Source organism: Chroococcidiopsis cubana SAG 39.79 (genome assembly GCF_003991895.1).
In the GTDB taxonomy this organism is placed as follows: domain Bacteria; phylum Cyanobacteriota; class Cyanobacteriia; order Cyanobacteriales; family Chroococcidiopsidaceae; genus Chroococcidiopsis; species Chroococcidiopsis thermalis.
The window spans coordinates 12,624-28,522 of record NZ_RSCK01000082.1 but is presented as its reverse complement, the minus strand read 5'-3'; the positions used below and the strand labels follow the sequence as shown (position 1 = coordinate 28,522).

Genomic DNA, 15,899 nt, shown 5'->3' with positions numbered 1-15,899 from the left:
AATCCTTAATAGAGCATCCTACAGTTGATTTTTCTCCTTTTTGCCTCGTTTAAGATTTACTTTATGAATAGCCTCTTATGTTCGAGCGCACTGGTGATATTCGAGTCATCTCTAGACTGCCAATTTTGAATAATCCTGAAGCCACAAAAGACATTACTCAGCAGCAAAGGCAAAACGTGCTAGATGGATTTATGAGAATTTATGGCGTTTACGACAGTATTGCTGTCATGGATCTATCTGGAAAAGTAATTTTGCGCACGACTGGAGAAACATCAACAAATCTGGCAGACCGAGACTATTTCAAGGAGGTGATGAGAACTAAACAGCCAGCCATTGTACAACCTAGAAAAACATCAACTGGTGAAGTTGCCATTCACTTAGCTGCACCAATAATTAATGCTAATACGGGCAAAATGATAGGCGTAGTTCGCACCCGTATGCCTATAAAAAGCTTAGATAGCATTTTGAATGAAAAAATATTCAATGCATCACAGCAGGCGCAACAAGCCGGATCGAGTAGCAAAGAATATCATCTCGTGAGTTCTGATGATAAGTTCTTTGCAGCGCGGGAAGCAGAACAAGTGGGTCACGATGCTAAAGCAGACTTTGCTAGCTTTGTCAAAATGCACGCCGAGAAAAAAATAGCTACAGCGATCGATATCGATCGCTTTGACAAAACAGAACAATTAGTTTCCTATGCGCCAGTACCAAACATGGAAGGAATGCCAGAACTTGACTGGAGCGTAATCTTAGCAGAAGATACAAAATCTGTATTTGCTGGGCAGCAGCAACTCATCACCAACCTACTACTAGGAACTGGGATTACTTTATTGGTTGCTGGTGGGTTGGCAGTTCTATTCGCCAGCCGTACAGCTAAAATGATTCAACAAATTGCCAATGCTGTCGCTTCCTCTTCTACCGAAATTGGGGCAACAGTCGAACAACAAGAACGCACTACCACCGAACAAGCAAGTTCTGTCAATCAAACCACTGTCACCGTAGAAGAACTAGGTGCGGCTTCTCGCCAATCTGCCGAACAAGCCGAAGCCTCTGCTGCTGGGGCGCGTCAAGCCCTAGAACTCGCCGATAACGGTAGCAAAGCCGTACATCAAACGATGGCAGAAATGTCTACCGTCCGCGATAAAGTGGGGGCGATCGCCGAGCAAATTATGCGATTATCAGAACAAACGACTCAAATCGGTAGTATTTCCGATTTAGTTGCAGATGTTGCCAACCAAACCAATATGTTAGCCCTCAATGCAGCAGTAGAAGCAGCACGGGCAGGCGAACACGGTAAGGGATTTGGTGTCGTTGCAGGTGAAATTCGCAAACTTGCCGACCAAAGTAAGAAATCTGCCGAGAAGATTAATGCATTAGTTAACGACATTCAAGCTTCAATTAACGGCACTGTAATGGCGACGGACGAAGGCACGAAATCAGTCGATTATGGACTGCGCTTAGCCCAAGGAACTGTAGAGTCCTTCACTGGAGTCGCAGATGCCGTTAACCACGTCTTCCTCAACAGCCAACAGATTTCCCTCAGCGCCAAGCAGCAAGCGGTTTCCGTGCAGCAAGTCGTCTCAGCAATGAACGAAATCAACCTCGGTGCAAAAGATACGGCAGCTGGCATCAACCAAGTCCGCGTTTCAACTCAGCAACTCAATCAAGTTGCCCAACAATTACAGGCAATTGTATAGAAAGAAGTCAAAAGTCAAAAGTGAAAAGTCAAAAGTGAAAAGTCAAAACTTTTTTACCGATCGCTCCCGACTCCCTAGTACGGGCGCACAGCATCCCCTATCGACTCCCGACTCCCTAGTACGGGCGTACAGCATCCCCTATCGACTCCCGACTCCCTAGTACGGGCGCACAGCAGTGCGCCCCTACCGACTCCCTGATAACTGATAACTGATAACTGCCATGACCCCAATTAAAGTTTTATTAGTCGATGACTCTCCCGTTGCTATGAGCATTTTCCGTAAAGTGCTTGATTCTGCACCAGAAGTGCAGGTTGTAGGTACAGCTCAAGATGGTGCAGAAGCTTTGAATTTAATTCCTAGAGTTCAACCTCAAGTAATTTGTACGGATTTGAAAATGCCCAAAATGGACGGTTTAGAATTCATCAAACATGTCATGGCAAAGTCTCCATTACCAATTTTAGTTTTGAGCGATGCCGTCCAAAAGCAAGATATAGACAACGTATTCCAAGTTTTGCAAGCTGGAGCCGTTGATGTAATGCCAAAACCCGCATCAGTTTCAACCGCAGATCAAGAAGAACTGAAGCGGCAATTAATTACCAAAATTCGAGTTTTGGCAAGCAAACAAGTGAGCGCTAAACCACTCACATAATCGTTACAGGAAGTGCGCCAACAGAGTATCTGCGCGGTGTAGAGACGTTATATGTAACGTCTCTATGCCATTCGTATCACTTTTGTACGGTTGATTCGAGATCCAATTGATGTCAAAATTTTCAGTAAAAGTTTTATTAGTTGAAGATTCACCTGTTGTCCTGGCAATTCTGAAAAAGCTATTAGCTGCTACATCAGAAATAGAAGTTGTTGGCACGGCTAGTAACGGTCAGGAAGCTTTGGATAAAATTCCAGAGCTGCAACCTAACGTAATTTGTACAGATCTACACATGCGAAAGATGGATGGTCTGGAGTTTACCAAACAGGTGATGGCAAAACACCCTTTACCAATTCTAGTTATCAGCAGTTCGGTACAGGAGAGCGACACCAATACGATTTTTCAGTTGTTACAAGCTGGAGCGATCGATGTCTTTCCCAAACCTGCAATGGGAACACCTTCAGAGTACGATCGCATCAAGCAAGAGTTAATTACCAAAATCAAAGTGCTTTCTGGTGTCAGCGTCTTCACGAAACCATTGAAGCAGCCCGTACTCTCGACCGCAGCTCTACCCTTAGTTCAAGGTAGAATTTTAGGATCTCACAGCGGGTTATCTTCAATTCGGATGGTAGCTGTTGGTGCTTCTACAGGTGGTCCTCAAGCATTACAGAAGCTTTTTAGCCATCTACCAAGTCACTTTCCAGCGCCCGTTATTTGCACTCAGCATATTAGCGAAGGATTTTTGCCGGGATTGGTGAGTTGGCTAGCAACTGAGTGTCAAGTCAAAGTTAAGATTGCTCAAGATGGGGAAATTCCATCACCGGGAACGATTTATTTTGCACCAGAAAAGTGTCACTTAGAATTTAGTTCTCTAGGCAAATTTACTCTTAACCGAGCAACTGGCGTTGTAGACGGTCACTGCCCCTCAGTTACAGTCATGTTTAAATCTGCCGCCCAGTTTTACAGTAAGGGAATCATGGGCGTGCTACTAACAGGAATGGGTAGAGATGGTGCTACAGGAATGCAAGCGATCGCTCAAGCCGGAGGAATCACAATCGCTCAAGACGAGGCAAGCAGCATCGTGTTTGGAATGCCAAAAGAAGCGATCGCATTAGGAGCCGTGCAACACATCTTACCAATCCAAAGCATAGTTCCCTTCGTGCTGAGCCGAGTTTTTGTCAGGTAGCGCACGAGCAGGGAGCAGGGGGAAAGAGAGCTGGGGGAGCTGAGGGAGCTGAGGGGGAGAATACTTACCAACTACCAACTACCAACTACCCATTACCCATTTTCATTCATTCAGAAGCTTCAAACAACCACTTCCTAACTCGTTCCATGCTTTGCCAATCTGGTTTGCGGCTCATGCCATCGGCAATGTTTTGCTTGACTTCATCCCGCATATCGGAATCAACCATGATAAACTGCATGGCGCGATCGACGTGTTCTCGCACGCCTTTTTGTCCGGTTTCCAGCATTGCTACGGCAAGGTTAACTCTGGACTGGGCATCTTGGGGATGTAACTTAACTGCCTTTTGCGCTGCTTTGAGGGCAGCATTTGATTTATCGCTTAATAAATATAACCACGCCAAACAAGTCCAAGCAGCGCTACTTTTGGGAGCGCGATCGCAAATGTCTTGAAAAACTGGAATTAACTTCTCTGGTTCTTCGCCAGCCTTGTAGCGTTCGAGTGCTGATTCAAAGAGGGATGCAACTGTGTCAGTCATTGTCAACGGCAGGAATTTGGGTAATGGGTAATGGGTAACGGGTAATGGATCCACAACTACCAATTACCAATTACCTATTACCACTCAGCCACTCTATTAAACACCAAACGATTTCCCGCAGCCACAAGTTTGATTGGCGTTGGGGTTCGTGAATTGGAAGCCGCCACCGATCATGGCATTACTGTAATCTAGCTGTAAGCCATAAAGGTATAAGATGCTTTTGCGATCGCACACGATCTTGAAGCCTTCGTAATCGTAGACTTCATCATCGGCTCTAACTTTACTAATATCTTCAAAATCCATCATGTAAGACATTCCAGAGCAGCCACCCTGACGCACTCCCACCCGCAAGCAGAGGTCTTGCCCTTGGCGATCGCGCAGAAATGAAATGTGTTGCAGAGCTGCTTGGGTTAACTGAATGCCTCGCTGTTGAGACTGGGTTGCTGATGTCATAGACTGTTACAACTCCTGGTATGGTTTTAGAATGCAATATGCAGCTTTTTCGTCCATTGTAACGGCAACAGAGGTGCGGTTTGAGAAATTGTCAACGATCCTGACCAAAGCACCACAAAGATTTCTATCCTAGAATTGATAGGTCTAATTGGATGAAACGGGATCGGGGAAAATACAACTCCTGTTGGCTGAGGCAAGGCTGCCAATTGCTTAACTACAGCTCCCACACCTAAGTAAGATCGAAAGTTTGCACTGTCTCCCTGATTGGCTTGGTTGGTCTATGACAACTTCGTTAAATAGCTCCACGCGACGGCGTTTGCAGAAATTGAATCAAATTCCTTGTGTCTGGGAGGGCGATCGCCGCACGTTATCAGCGCCAAGCCCCAGAGGGGACGCAGAGGCAGGGAGCGAGTGTATTTTGTGGGTCGATGGCTCTCAAGGAGTCGTGCGGGCAATGGATGTCGTGGCTACCGACAGCGGACCCGAAGTTGTCGTGCGCACGCTGTTACGGGCAATGGAGCATCCCAACAGCCCCGCTAAACCCGCTCGTCCTCAAAAAATTGTCGTGCGCGATCGCGAAATTCAGTTTTATTTGCGCGGTGTGTTACAAGAATTAGACATCGCGATCGATTACGTCCCCGATCTACCGCTAATTGATGAATTGTATCGCGGCTTTGAAGAATTTGGGGAAGCTCATCCCCCCGAATTACCACCTCAATATGCCACCGCCCTCAAAAAGAAAGCATTTGAGATTTGGCAAGCTGCTCCTTGGGAGTTGTTAGAAGAACACCAAATTATTGCCGTCAAGCTCAACCATTTTGACATCGAAACCCTATATATATCCGTAATGGGCATGTTGGGGATGGAATATGGCATTTTGCTCTATCGCTCTGCTGAATCCTTGCAAAGATTTCGGGCGAAAGTTTTGATTGAAGAAGATGCCACAGAACAGCTAGAAGAAGCATTTCTCAAACAAGATTGCTTATTTCTCACTTTCGAGCGCTCGGAAGAGATGGATGGTGGTGGAGAATTTGTCGATCTAGCAGACCTACCCCTGTCGGAGATTGAGCCATCTTTTGGTAATATCCATCCTCTAGAAGGACTGCGCTCTGTCCTCTATGAGGAGGAGGCTAGTGCTGTTTTTGTTGCCTTGGAAGCTTTAAATCGCTTTTTGCGAAACGAGCGCCGACAACTAGGCGGGAAAACTTTCCCTGAGATTAGCCGCAATTATCGCATTACACTACCCTCATCCCAGTCGGAGAAAAAATCTCAACCCCTCAGCGTGACTGTCTCCACCTTGCCGAATTTGGCTACAGAGTTAGAGGAAATGGCAGATGCAGTTGCAACTGAGGCAATAGAAGCAGAAGATTTGGACGACATGCCTCTATTTCAGTCTTTACGGGACGATTTAATCCCAGAAGATTCTTTCCTCAGTTTGGGGGTTGTGTCTTGGGAAATGGTGCAGCAATTGCGCCAGAAAGTCACCCATCAGCAAGTCGGCAAGCCTACAGAAGCAGGAGATGGATTGCCAGTGATTTTGATTCAAACTTCCCGTCCTAAAGCCAAAGAAGCGATTGAGGCTCTCTTGAGTGCGGGAGGACTTAGAGGTATCGGTTTTAATCCCGGAGCAGATCCGTTTGGTGGCGATCGCTACGATTTAGGCGTGCTGCAAACTAATAATGGAGAGTTATTTCTATTTGGCGAATTTTTAGAAGACGATCCAGTTCACGTCGTCGCGAGAAAGAAGTGGAACGATCGCTGCAAGCATACCAAAGGCTATTGCGGCTTAATCGTCGCGAGAGGTCTAATGGGTGCTTCGCGGGGACAACCCCAAATGAAAGATATGATGGCACTATTTGAAGCGCGATCTCTTTCATCTAAAGATTTAGGCATTGGAATGCTTCAGTTAATGCCACAGATTGAATAAGCGGTCATTGGTGAGTAGCTGGTGGCTAGTAGCTAGTGGTTAGATTCTTCTCTAGTCAAGGTTTCCAATATTCCAACAGTCACTGGTGATTAGATTCTTCTCTAGTCACCAGCCACTAGTCACTAGTCACTGATTTTGTTCTACTTTATGTTGCTCTAAATTGGCTAGATCGCGAAAAACAATCAAAAATTCTTTATCGCCAATTGTACTAATTCGTGCCTCTTGGTAATGCTGTTTGTTCTTAAAAGAAACTGGAAATTGAAAAATCTGAGTTGCGCCAGTTCTCAGAGCTAATCGAGCATATTCGAGCAGCTGTTGTGCCGTTTCTGCTGGCAAGAACTCATTCACGTTCTTACCTAAGATATCTCCATTCAAAGTAAACGAATTAGCTTCTTTTGCTGGCATATAGCTCAGACACGTACCATCTTGTTTCATCCGCAATATAGAATCTGGCAGCGCTCTTAATATAGTACTACTCGCCGTTTCACTTTCATACAAGGCAGATTGAACTTCTTTTTGTCGCCGCCAGTTCTGAATTAGTTTTTCCACTACGATCGCACCTAATACGCCACAGACCAAGCCGAGAATCCCAATTGGAATTAGCAAGTCTTGAGCAGAAAAATTAGATGGCGATACATTAGACACTGCTACGTTATATTCTTTCAAAACTACTCGTGACGTGATGCCGTACAGAGCGCTACAAAACACAGTTAAAAATAAGATGAGTCCCAGCCAAGCCTGTCTGCGAAGTAAAGCAACTGTATCAGCTAAAGCAGAGGGTGATAATGTTTGAACGGGAGATTGCTGAGGTTGCTGTCGCGGAATTTGACTGCCGATTAACGAAGTCATTCTAATTCCAGCAATTAATAGCACTACTAAACCCGAACCTAATAAGAGAATATAAAAGTTACTGAATGTCCCTCCTAAATATAATCCCTGATGAATTTCTAGCAAAAATCCGATTTTCTCTCTAGATAAACCGAGCCAGTCCCTTGCTATTGTGTAAGCTAAACCTGTTTCAGCGCTAATTGAAAGTGGTAAAAGTAAAATCAATGCGAGCAGTCGATGGATATTGCGAATATTCGATTTTGCCAGTTCGCGATCGCTACTCCGACGATCGAGTAAATGCGTACCTGTTACGCTCATTCCCAATATTCCCAAGCTAATCAGAATAATGTATATGGGAACGAGACGTTTGCCCAGATATTCACCTTGATGAATTGTCATCAAAACATCACCAACTGAGGTAGAAACTCCAAACCAACTTTTGCCCAAGCGGTATGCAACTCCAGTCAGCGCACTAGCAAGTAGAGGTAAAAAAAGAATTGGAGCAAGCTGACGATGCAGTTTACGAAACTCTACTTTCATAGCAAAAAAACATCTAGGGCAGTTTTTATCTTACTCTTAATAACGCTATTTAGTAAACTGTTTAACATTAAAAATGATTATACTTAAGCCCTCTGATATTGAGAATAACTCCTATTTTTTTGCACTTATTTAATCTGCGAGTATGAATTAATACAACCAATCATTGATAAGAGTTCATCGCTCTGGAAATGGAAAACGCGATCCAAAAACTGCTCCACATACATTCACTATGAGGCTCAGCTTTCATTAAACCCATCCAGACAAATCGCCAAATTTTTGTAATTTTTCTATCTAGCGATAGATGCTTTTTTCCTTGTGTTATAAAGACTTTACAATCTAAGTATTAATAAATACTAAATTTTAGTATCGAAAAATACAATATGTAATTTGATTTCTCTTTTATATTTCAATTTGAGTCATCAAGGGTGCATTTTTACGCTCGGAGTCAATAGTTATTTTTATGAAAGTTATCTGGTTGCATTTGATTCGGTTGTTGCAGCGGCAGAATTTTTTTTCTTCTTCCAAAACCGTTCTTCCTGAAGTTGCAGCAGCTGCACTCGTTCCGCTCATTAGTTCAGCTAATTTTAATTCTTCTCTAGGTTTTTTCCTATTTCTATCAAGTGCAACCTTACTCAGATTGGTTTGGAATAGTGCAATTTTCATTCATGGCTTGGGACACGCAATCGCGATCGCCACTCTCGACCGACAAATAATTGCCCTCAATATCGCCAATATTCTCGAACATAGAAGTATTGCTGTAACTCTGCGATCGCTACTACCTTTTCAGCCAATATTTATTCCTGGATGCGATCGAGCCGATTTATGGGTGGCAGCAGGCGATCTCACTCCTTAGCGGATCAGAATTAAAGCTCTTGGCGGGGTTTGTTTTAATCTTCTTGCTATTGCCATATTATGGCAACTTTCTTCTGATAGTTTCGGCAATACTGGGACGAGCGAGCGTCAGGCGATCGCTTTTATTAGCACATTTTTTAGTCAAACTTTTCTGGGTGCTAATTTGCTAATCATTCTTAGCTCCAGGTCCGATCTGGCAGCGTTTGTGACTGGAGTTGCAGAGATTTTTTGTTGCGGTAACTTTGGCTTTTTAGGTCAGCGCAATACGGACGACGATCCGCGCCAGCTTTTGCCAGAAAGAGTGGTAAACGTCTTTCACGAAATGGGGCGAGAAACAGAAATTCGAGGCGAACAAGCTGGTGGTGGACTGGTTGTAGCGACAAACCGAGATAATCAAACTGTATTTGTTGGGAAAAAAGTTGTCAACAAAAAAAGGGACAATTTGACTAAATCCTTAGAAACAGCTTTTGCAGCAGAAAGACGCAGAGCAGCACTCGCAGGCATTAAACCCCTAGAATCGACAGTGATGGGAGTGTGGCACTATCGCTTTGGAACGAGTGGACCCCCTGCTGTATTGGAAACTCATTGGCATGAATGGATGAGTGCCAGACAAGCATCTATATGGCAATTTCTTGACGGAGAGTGGGTTCACCAGTATAAAAACGTCAATTATCGGATTACCCACAATGGCGATTTTGATGCTTGGACGCTGTTCGATCGCTCGATTGGAAATACTGAGTTAGGCTGGTGGTTAGAAAGAGTTTTGCATACCCCCAACCACGCACGGGGAGATTCGCCCAAAATTGCGGGCATGATGGATTTACTCGTGACTCAAGGTATGTGGGATGCTTCGGTAAGATTAGCCTATCAACTGGCGATCGCTCCTTCAATCGAATCAGCCTTTGGCGGACAAAAACCCGCCGTTGATGCTCCGAATACAGCCCCTTCCCCGCAAGCGATCGGTAATTGGGCTGCCACGTTTGAAAATATCTTTGTGCTGTATCGCAAGCTTTTAGCAGCTCCAGATTCTCCTGCCTGTAGCCAATACTTTTGTCGTCTGGAACACGATATTTTACAAGCAACGACTAACGATAGCTCGATGAGCCAATGGTCTTGGCAAAGAAGAGTCACCTTTGTCAGAACGGCAATTCATGCTTTCTTTCACAACGACTTGTATTTTGCTACCAAAACGTTCATGTCGAGAGCCGAAGGGAGTTTTGGTTTAGTTACGGTTTCTACCCTAGACGAAGGACGACTGGTACTGAGCGCTCAAGGACAACCAATGTCCATTGGCTTCAATTGGCAAGACGGATACATGGTTTATGCCTCCGAACCAGCCGCAGTTGATGCTGTGTTACTGAATTTACCAGAGTCTTACCGTTTGGACTTAGACCAGAAAATGGGAGAAATTGCAATGGTTACAGCCAAAGACATTGCAATTTACTCGATGAGTCAAAAATGCGAAGTACCCCAATCAGACCTCAAGGATAGATGGATCTCGATGGCAGACCACCCCTATCTGCCGCACGTTAAATATCCTGAAAACGACACCATAGACCCAATTGCGGCTGACTGCCGAGAAATTCCCCCAATTCTGGCAGAAATTAGACTATTGTGGCAGAATTCAGCCTCGCTCGATCGCCAAAGTGCAGATTATCTAGTTCAACTCTTTTGTGAAAAGGCGCATAAATTCGAGCAAAAGCGGCAAAAAATGGTGCGTGCTGGGTTGACCGGACACATGCAGCAACTACCGTCTGTCGATCTGCTCGTGACAGGTGTAGAAAATAGTTTGTGGCTGGGAGAGAGATTTGCCCAGGATTTAAAGATTGTCTTTCCGTGGCTCAACGTGCGGGTCATCTCTTCCAATGAAGTTTTGCAGCAACTTCAGCACGACTTTAGCAGCTTGCAGCTCGGTAAAGATTCAATCGTCCTAGCGATTACTCAATCGGGTCAAACGTTTCCTACGGTACAGGCGATTAATACCTTCGACCAGTTGTATCGGCAAGACATCATCGGCGAGCTGTTTATCTTGACTGGAGAGTTAAGCAGCTTTTTAGGCTCTCGGGCGATCCAACCGAAGCACTCAAATACTGTGCGTCACAATATCTTCGTCAATGGGAGCGGACGCAGAACTTCTGAACCTGCCACGATCGCAGTTGCCGCAGCTCAACATACTTTAACGGAATTGTTACTTTATCTAGCGAAGCAGGTCAAACATCATTTTCCTGACTCCAGCCCCTTTGGAATGACCTTGACTCAAGAAAGTCTCGCCGCCTTAGACAAGATGAAGGATGACTTTCTCGATATCAATGTCGTGCAAATTATGGGGACAACTCCCACTGGAAACACAATTGAAACTGCGATCCGAAGAACTCTGATCGCAGGTGGTCGCACGTGGGCGCTCCATATCTTAGAAACGCCGCTAGCGTGGGGAATTCATGCTTTATATGTCGCGATTACAGTCGGATGGGCAATTCCTTTCGGTCACACAATTCCCTTAGCTAAGACAATTTTGGCTCTGATTGTTTGGGCAGCTCACATACCTCAAGATGCACTTTTTTTGGGAATAGTCAATCCTGTTGTTAGTTTAATTGACATTGCCATATACATTTTCGGTTCGTGGCTCTGGACGTTGGGACTGAGGTATTTTCAAGGCAGACAACTCCTCGCTCGAATTGGCAAAAGAACCTTGGTAATTGGTGACGTACCTTGGGTGAGCAAATTATTAAAATCCTATGTCAGTAAATTGTTTTCTCTCAGCTACGGAATTGCTTCTTTAGAAGTTCACGGAGCAAATCCAGAGGACGATTTATTGCACGATTTTGGACACCGAGTCGTGAGAGGAACTCTGCTATTTTTGGGCGTACCCGATGGTAGGCGGGGACAAAAGCAAAAACACCAAGAAAACGCCGCCATTATGACTGGTAAACAAGCAGACGGCGTGAGAAATATTGACGTGGGACCGGAAGTTGTTGTCATGGGTACTAACCCTGAAATTGCCCGCAAAGGCTTCAGTAGCGCGATCGTTTTAGAAGGTAACGATGAGTATTTTTATTTCAGAAATGCCGCTTTTTACTTTAAAGACCAAAATGCCGAAGATCAAAAAGAGCTGATTGAGGATTTGAGAGAATCTCGATTTGGGGCTTTTGAGCGATTGCTAGCCAGTTACGTATTTTTCTGGGCTTTAGCGAAAAAAGTCGCTTCATTTCCTTTCTTGCGATACCAGCACTGGAAGTCTCAAAGCCGCACCAAGATTATGACGACTGCCGCACCAGTAGCAGGAATGAGTGTAGAAACACCAAAACAACTCTACCAACCAGGCAGAGACGACAAGCCAGAAGCAGTTATCAGTGACTAGTAACGTCATGAGTCCCTAGCCGCTTATTAAGGTATTATTAGTAGAGCTGTCTGAGTTGAATCAGACACAAATATCAGCTTCTCATACAGCTTGGAGATACACCTATGCTGACGCTTAAGATTGTCGTATATATCGTTGTTGGTTTTTTCTTGACGCTGTTCGTCTTTGGCTTTTTGTCTAATGACCCAGCTCGTAACCCCGGTCGGAGAGATCTCGACTAGGTAATGATAACTAGGTAACGATAAAAAGAAACCTTTACTAGCAAGTGATGTGACAGCGCGTTTGGATTTGCCAACGCGCTAAATTTCTAGCAACAAGCGGTAAAGCTGTGCGTTGGTTGGTTATACTCTGGGCTGGTTGTTTGCATCTTTAGCTGAAATATGACTCAATCTGTGCCACCGCCCAAACCACCCGCTCTCGTTCAACATCTAACACCAAAGCAAATTTCCCCGCCCCGCAGTCGAGAAGAGCGACCTTTTGCTGTTGCTGAATTGTTGACAGCTAGATCTCCTGCCTCCCCAGCAGCGACAACCAGAACCGCAGCCGCGATCGCCATAAAAAAGGCTGTGATGTTAGGTTCTGAAGTAACCGTTAGTTATGGTGCGGAGCAGTTTGATATTGCTCAGACAGATATAGGTATAGAACCAATTGGTAAGACAGAGAGGAAAAGACAGAAGGTAGAAGAAAATTTTATCTGCTCCGCTGCCGCTATCTGCCATCGTACTTCTGCCGTTAAAAGACCCGCGCAACCGATTCCGGCTTTTCGCCCGTCTGGGGCGATCGTCAAATTTAACAAGCTGTTGGCACAAGTCACGACACCAACAAACCCTTCAGAACTTAACCAAACTCGTCCTCAAGAATTAGATTTTCGCGCCCCTACACCTTCTAGCCCTTCTGGGCAAACGCAGCCGCCGCAACAAGCACCACAACCAACCCCTACCAATGTCCCAGCGACGAAACGCAGGGTGATAGAAGTCAATTCAGATCGTCAAGAATACGATGCCAATCGCCGCATCGTGACGGCAGAAGGTAGGGTTGAGGTGAGATTGCAAGATGGAGTCCTCAATGCCGATCGCTTGCAAGTTAGTATCCCGAATCTAATTGCTGTCGGTGAAGGTAATGTCGTCTACACCACAGGTAAACAAGTTTTAAGGGGAGAACGGTTCACATTCAACATCGTCCAAGATAGCGGGACGCTTCAAGGGGGTAGAGGAGAAATTTTTATTCCCTCAGCGAGTCAAGATTTTGCCGCTCCGCTTGAATCTGACGTGACTACGAGTAGCGTTTTGCCAGGTGGCGATCGCTTTACTCCCAACCAGCCATTACAGCAAGTCACCAATGCCGGAGGATTGAATATCAACTACGGCAGTAAAAGGGGCATAGCTGGCGTTCCTCCACTCAATCAAAAAGGTGGGACGGTAAAGCGGCTGCGATTTGAAGCCGAGACAATAAATTTCTACCGCGAAGGCTGGCAAGCACAAAATGTCAGAATCACAAACGACCCGTTTTCACCACCGGAGTTAGAGCTGAGGGCAGATCGGGTAACGTTAGTGCGAGAAACACCTCAACGCGATCGCATTCGCACCCAAAAGCAACGCTTGGTATTCGACCAAAGATTTTCATTACCAATTCCCCGCGACCAAGCAGTGATCGATCGCAACCAGCGCGAAACCAACCCCGCCTTAGCTCAAATTGGTTTTGATGGTGACGACCGTGGCGGAATTTTTATCGAACGCAATTTCCCTATTTTCAATGCCGATGCAGTTCAGTTCAGCGTTACGCCTCAGTTTTTCGTGCAAAAAGCTATAGATGAGGGGAATGGTAATTTCTTTGACTCAGAGTATTTTGGCTTGAGGGCAAATCTGAGGGCGAGTACGGGATTGAGAAATGCGATAACTGGTTCGGCAATCCTAACTAGTCTAGATTTTGGTGACTTAGAAGACAACTTGCGTGGCAGTTTGCGCTTTCAACAGTTAGTTGGCGGACGTTTAGCCCATACCGTCTCATTGGAAGCTAGCTACCGCGATCGCTTGTACAACGGTACTTTAGGATATCAAGATGTCCAAAGTAGCATTGGTGGAATTGTGAATTCTCCCATCGTGCCGTTGGGGAATACAGGTATTAATTTAAGCTATCAACTAGGTTATCAATATATCAACGCCAATACAGACCGCTTGGAATTGTTAGACACCGTGCGGGAAAACGATCGCGTTTCTCTCGGTCGCTTTCAAGGTAGTGTAGCTCTAAATCGCGGTTTTTTACTTTGGGAGGGAAAAGGTTTACCGGCAACAGCCGAGCAAGGACTGAAATACACCCCAGTTCCAGTCGTTCCCTACTTAGCAGCTTTTGCTGGTGTCACTGGAACTAGCAGTTTCTATAGTAACGGCGACAACCAATCAACCTTAATCGGTACGGTGGGACTAGAAGGGCAAATCGGTCATTTCTCTCGCCCATTTTTGGACTACACTCGCGTTAACGTCAGTTATTCCGAAGGGCTTCGCAGTGGCATCTCGCCATTTTTGTTTGACCGTGCTGCCGATACTCGGGTTTTAGGCTTTGGGTTTACCCAGCAACTTTACGGTCCTTTTCGCATCGGTTTTCAAACATCATTCAACCTAGATAACAACGACACGCTCAGTACCGACTACGTTTTAGAATACAGTCGGCGTACCTACGGCGTTGTCTTGCGCTACAATCCCGAACTAGAAATCGGTTCTATCAGCTTGCGAATTAGCGATTTCAACTGGACGGGTGGCGGCGATCCTTTCTCGACTACTGGAGTTCGTCCCGTGATTGGTGGAGTGGAGAGAGGCGATTAAGACACCACGTTTCCTGCGCTAAAGACTCGCCCGATCGCTTCTTCGACTGGCGGATCGGTAACGGTTAAATCGACGACTTCTAATTCTGCTAACATTTTTGCGACTGCTCGTGTCATTTCTTCGCGTTTGATGCAAAAACGTACCGATAGACCCGTAACGGCTTTAATTTCACCATAGGGTAGCAACTCCTCTTTGGATACAGGATGGGCAAGTTCTACCTGCACTTCGCGATAGGGAGAAAAATTATCTACAAGTTGGTCTAAACTACCATCGTAAACTAATTGTCCTTTATGAATCACCAAAACTCGCTGACAAAGGGCAGTAATATCTGCCATATAGTGGCTGGTTAACAGAATTGTTGCCCCATACCTTTGATTGTATTCCCGCAGAAATTCTCTCACTCCAACTTGCGCGTTTACGTCCAATCCTAAAGTCGGTTCGTCTAAAAATAAGACTTTAGGTTGATGCAGCAAGGCGGCTAGAAGTTCCGCTTTCATGCGTTCCCCCAAGGATAGTTTGCGCACGGGTTGATTCAACTTACCTTGCAGGGAGAGCATTTCTGTTAATTCCCCGACACGGCGGCGATACGCTTGAGTCGAAAGTCCGTAAATTGCAGCATTGATTTTTAGCGAGTCTAAAGCTGGCAAATCCCAGATCAATTGTTGCTTCTGCCCCATAACTAAGGTTATTTGCCGCAGAAATTCCGGTTGGCGTTGAAAAGGAACGTGTCCGGCTACCCTGACTCGTCCGTTAGAAGGATGGATCAAACCCGTGAGCATTTTGAGCGTTGTCGTTTTGCCTGCTCCATTTGCCCCTAAAAAGCCGACGACTTCTCCAGGTTCAATTTGAAACGAAACTTGCTTAACTGCTTCAATTTGTCTGTACGTACGGCGAAAAAAATGACTGACAGTTCCTTTTAGTCCAGGCTCTTTTACTGCTACGGGATAGACTTTACTTAAATTTTCTACTAGGACAATAGACATAATCAGGGGAACTGGTAATAGGTAATGGGTAATTGGTAATGGGAAAGTTAAAAGTTAAAAGTCAAAAGTCAAAAA

General features: G+C 45.3%; 13 protein-coding genes. 9 read left to right on the top strand and 4 right to left on the bottom strand.

Annotation, left to right across the window (positions count from 1 at the left end):
• Nucleotides 1-77: 77 nt before the first annotated feature.
• The 4 genes from DSM107010_RS29290 to cheB all read left to right on the top strand — a co-directional run bounded on the left by DSM107010_RS29290 (nt 78) and on the right by cheB (nt 3,529).
• Nucleotides 78-1,697, top strand: a complete 1,620-nt coding sequence (locus tag DSM107010_RS29290) for a methyl-accepting chemotaxis protein (protein ID WP_241994394.1) — start codon at nt 78-80, stop codon at nt 1,695-1,697.
• Between the two features lie 34 nt (nt 1,698-1,731).
• Nucleotides 1,732-1,857: a hypothetical protein gene (locus DSM107010_RS42490; protein WP_258184102.1), complete on the top strand. Its 126-nt coding sequence runs from the start codon at nt 1,732-1,734 to the stop codon at nt 1,855-1,857.
• A gap of 60 nt (nt 1,858-1,917) precedes the next feature.
• Entirely contained in the window at nt 1,918-2,346 is a 429-nt protein-coding gene (locus DSM107010_RS29285) for a response regulator (RefSeq protein ID WP_015152127.1), read from the top strand.
• A gap of 109 nt (nt 2,347-2,455) precedes the next feature.
• Nucleotides 2,456-3,529 (top strand): chemotaxis-specific protein-glutamate methyltransferase CheB, encoded by a 1,074-nt coding sequence (gene cheB / locus DSM107010_RS29280; protein ID WP_127024558.1) that lies wholly within the window; start codon nt 2,456-2,458, stop codon nt 3,527-3,529.
• 106 nt (nt 3,530-3,635) lie between these two features.
• On the opposite strand, the gene DSM107010_RS29275 is transcribed toward cheB, so the two are convergent.
• Nucleotides 3,636-4,064: a hypothetical protein gene (locus DSM107010_RS29275; protein WP_015152129.1), complete on the bottom strand. Its 429-nt coding sequence runs from the start codon at nt 4,062-4,064 to the stop codon at nt 3,636-3,638.
• A gap of 96 nt (nt 4,065-4,160) precedes the next feature.
• A complete protein-coding gene (locus tag DSM107010_RS29270) occupies nt 4,161-4,517 on the bottom strand; it encodes a HesB/IscA family protein (RefSeq protein WP_015152130.1) in 357 nt (118 codons plus the stop codon).
• A 280-nt stretch (nt 4,518-4,797) separates the two neighbouring features.
• Here DSM107010_RS29270 and DSM107010_RS29265 point away from each other — a divergent pair, with 280 nt between their 5' ends.
• The gene (locus DSM107010_RS29265) at nt 4,798-6,444 is read left to right on the top strand and encodes a DUF6930 domain-containing protein (protein ID WP_015152131.1); all 1,647 of its coding nucleotides are present in this window, start codon (nt 4,798-4,800) and stop codon (nt 6,442-6,444) included.
• A 126-nt stretch (nt 6,445-6,570) separates the two neighbouring features.
• Here DSM107010_RS29265 and DSM107010_RS29260 read toward each other — a convergent pair whose 3' ends face one another.
• Nucleotides 6,571-7,812: a PAS domain-containing protein gene (locus tag DSM107010_RS29260; RefSeq protein ID WP_127024555.1), complete on the bottom strand. Its 1,242-nt coding sequence runs from the start codon at nt 7,810-7,812 to the stop codon at nt 6,571-6,573.
• 460 nt (nt 7,813-8,272) lie between these two features.
• Here DSM107010_RS29260 and DSM107010_RS40190 point away from each other — a divergent pair, with 460 nt between their 5' ends.
• The 4 genes from DSM107010_RS40190 (at nt 8,273) to DSM107010_RS29245 (ending at nt 14,841) form a co-directional block, all read left to right on the top strand.
• A complete protein-coding gene (locus DSM107010_RS40190; protein ID WP_106169622.1) occupies nt 8,273-8,665 on the top strand; it encodes a hypothetical protein in 393 nt (130 codons plus the stop codon).
• 204 nt (nt 8,666-8,869) lie between these two features.
• Nucleotides 8,870-12,022: a class II glutamine amidotransferase domain-containing protein gene (locus DSM107010_RS29255; protein WP_199755808.1), complete on the top strand. Its 3,153-nt coding sequence runs from the start codon at nt 8,870-8,872 to the stop codon at nt 12,020-12,022.
• A 104-nt stretch (nt 12,023-12,126) separates the two neighbouring features.
• Nucleotides 12,127-12,243, top strand: coding sequence for a photosystem II reaction center protein I (locus tag DSM107010_RS29250; RefSeq protein ID WP_015152134.1), 117 nt, complete (start codon nt 12,127-12,129; stop codon nt 12,241-12,243).
• A 159-nt stretch (nt 12,244-12,402) separates the two neighbouring features.
• Entirely contained in the window at nt 12,403-14,841 is a 2,439-nt protein-coding gene (locus DSM107010_RS29245) for a DUF3769 domain-containing protein (protein ID WP_106167019.1), read from the top strand.
• Here DSM107010_RS29245 and DSM107010_RS29240 read toward each other — a convergent pair.
• Complete coding sequence (locus DSM107010_RS29240) at nt 14,838-15,824, bottom strand: ABC transporter ATP-binding protein (RefSeq protein WP_106167018.1); 987 nt, start codon at nt 15,822-15,824, stop codon at nt 14,838-14,840. The genes DSM107010_RS29245 and DSM107010_RS29240 overlap by 4 nt on opposite strands.
• Nucleotides 15,825-15,899: the final 75 nt, after the last annotated feature.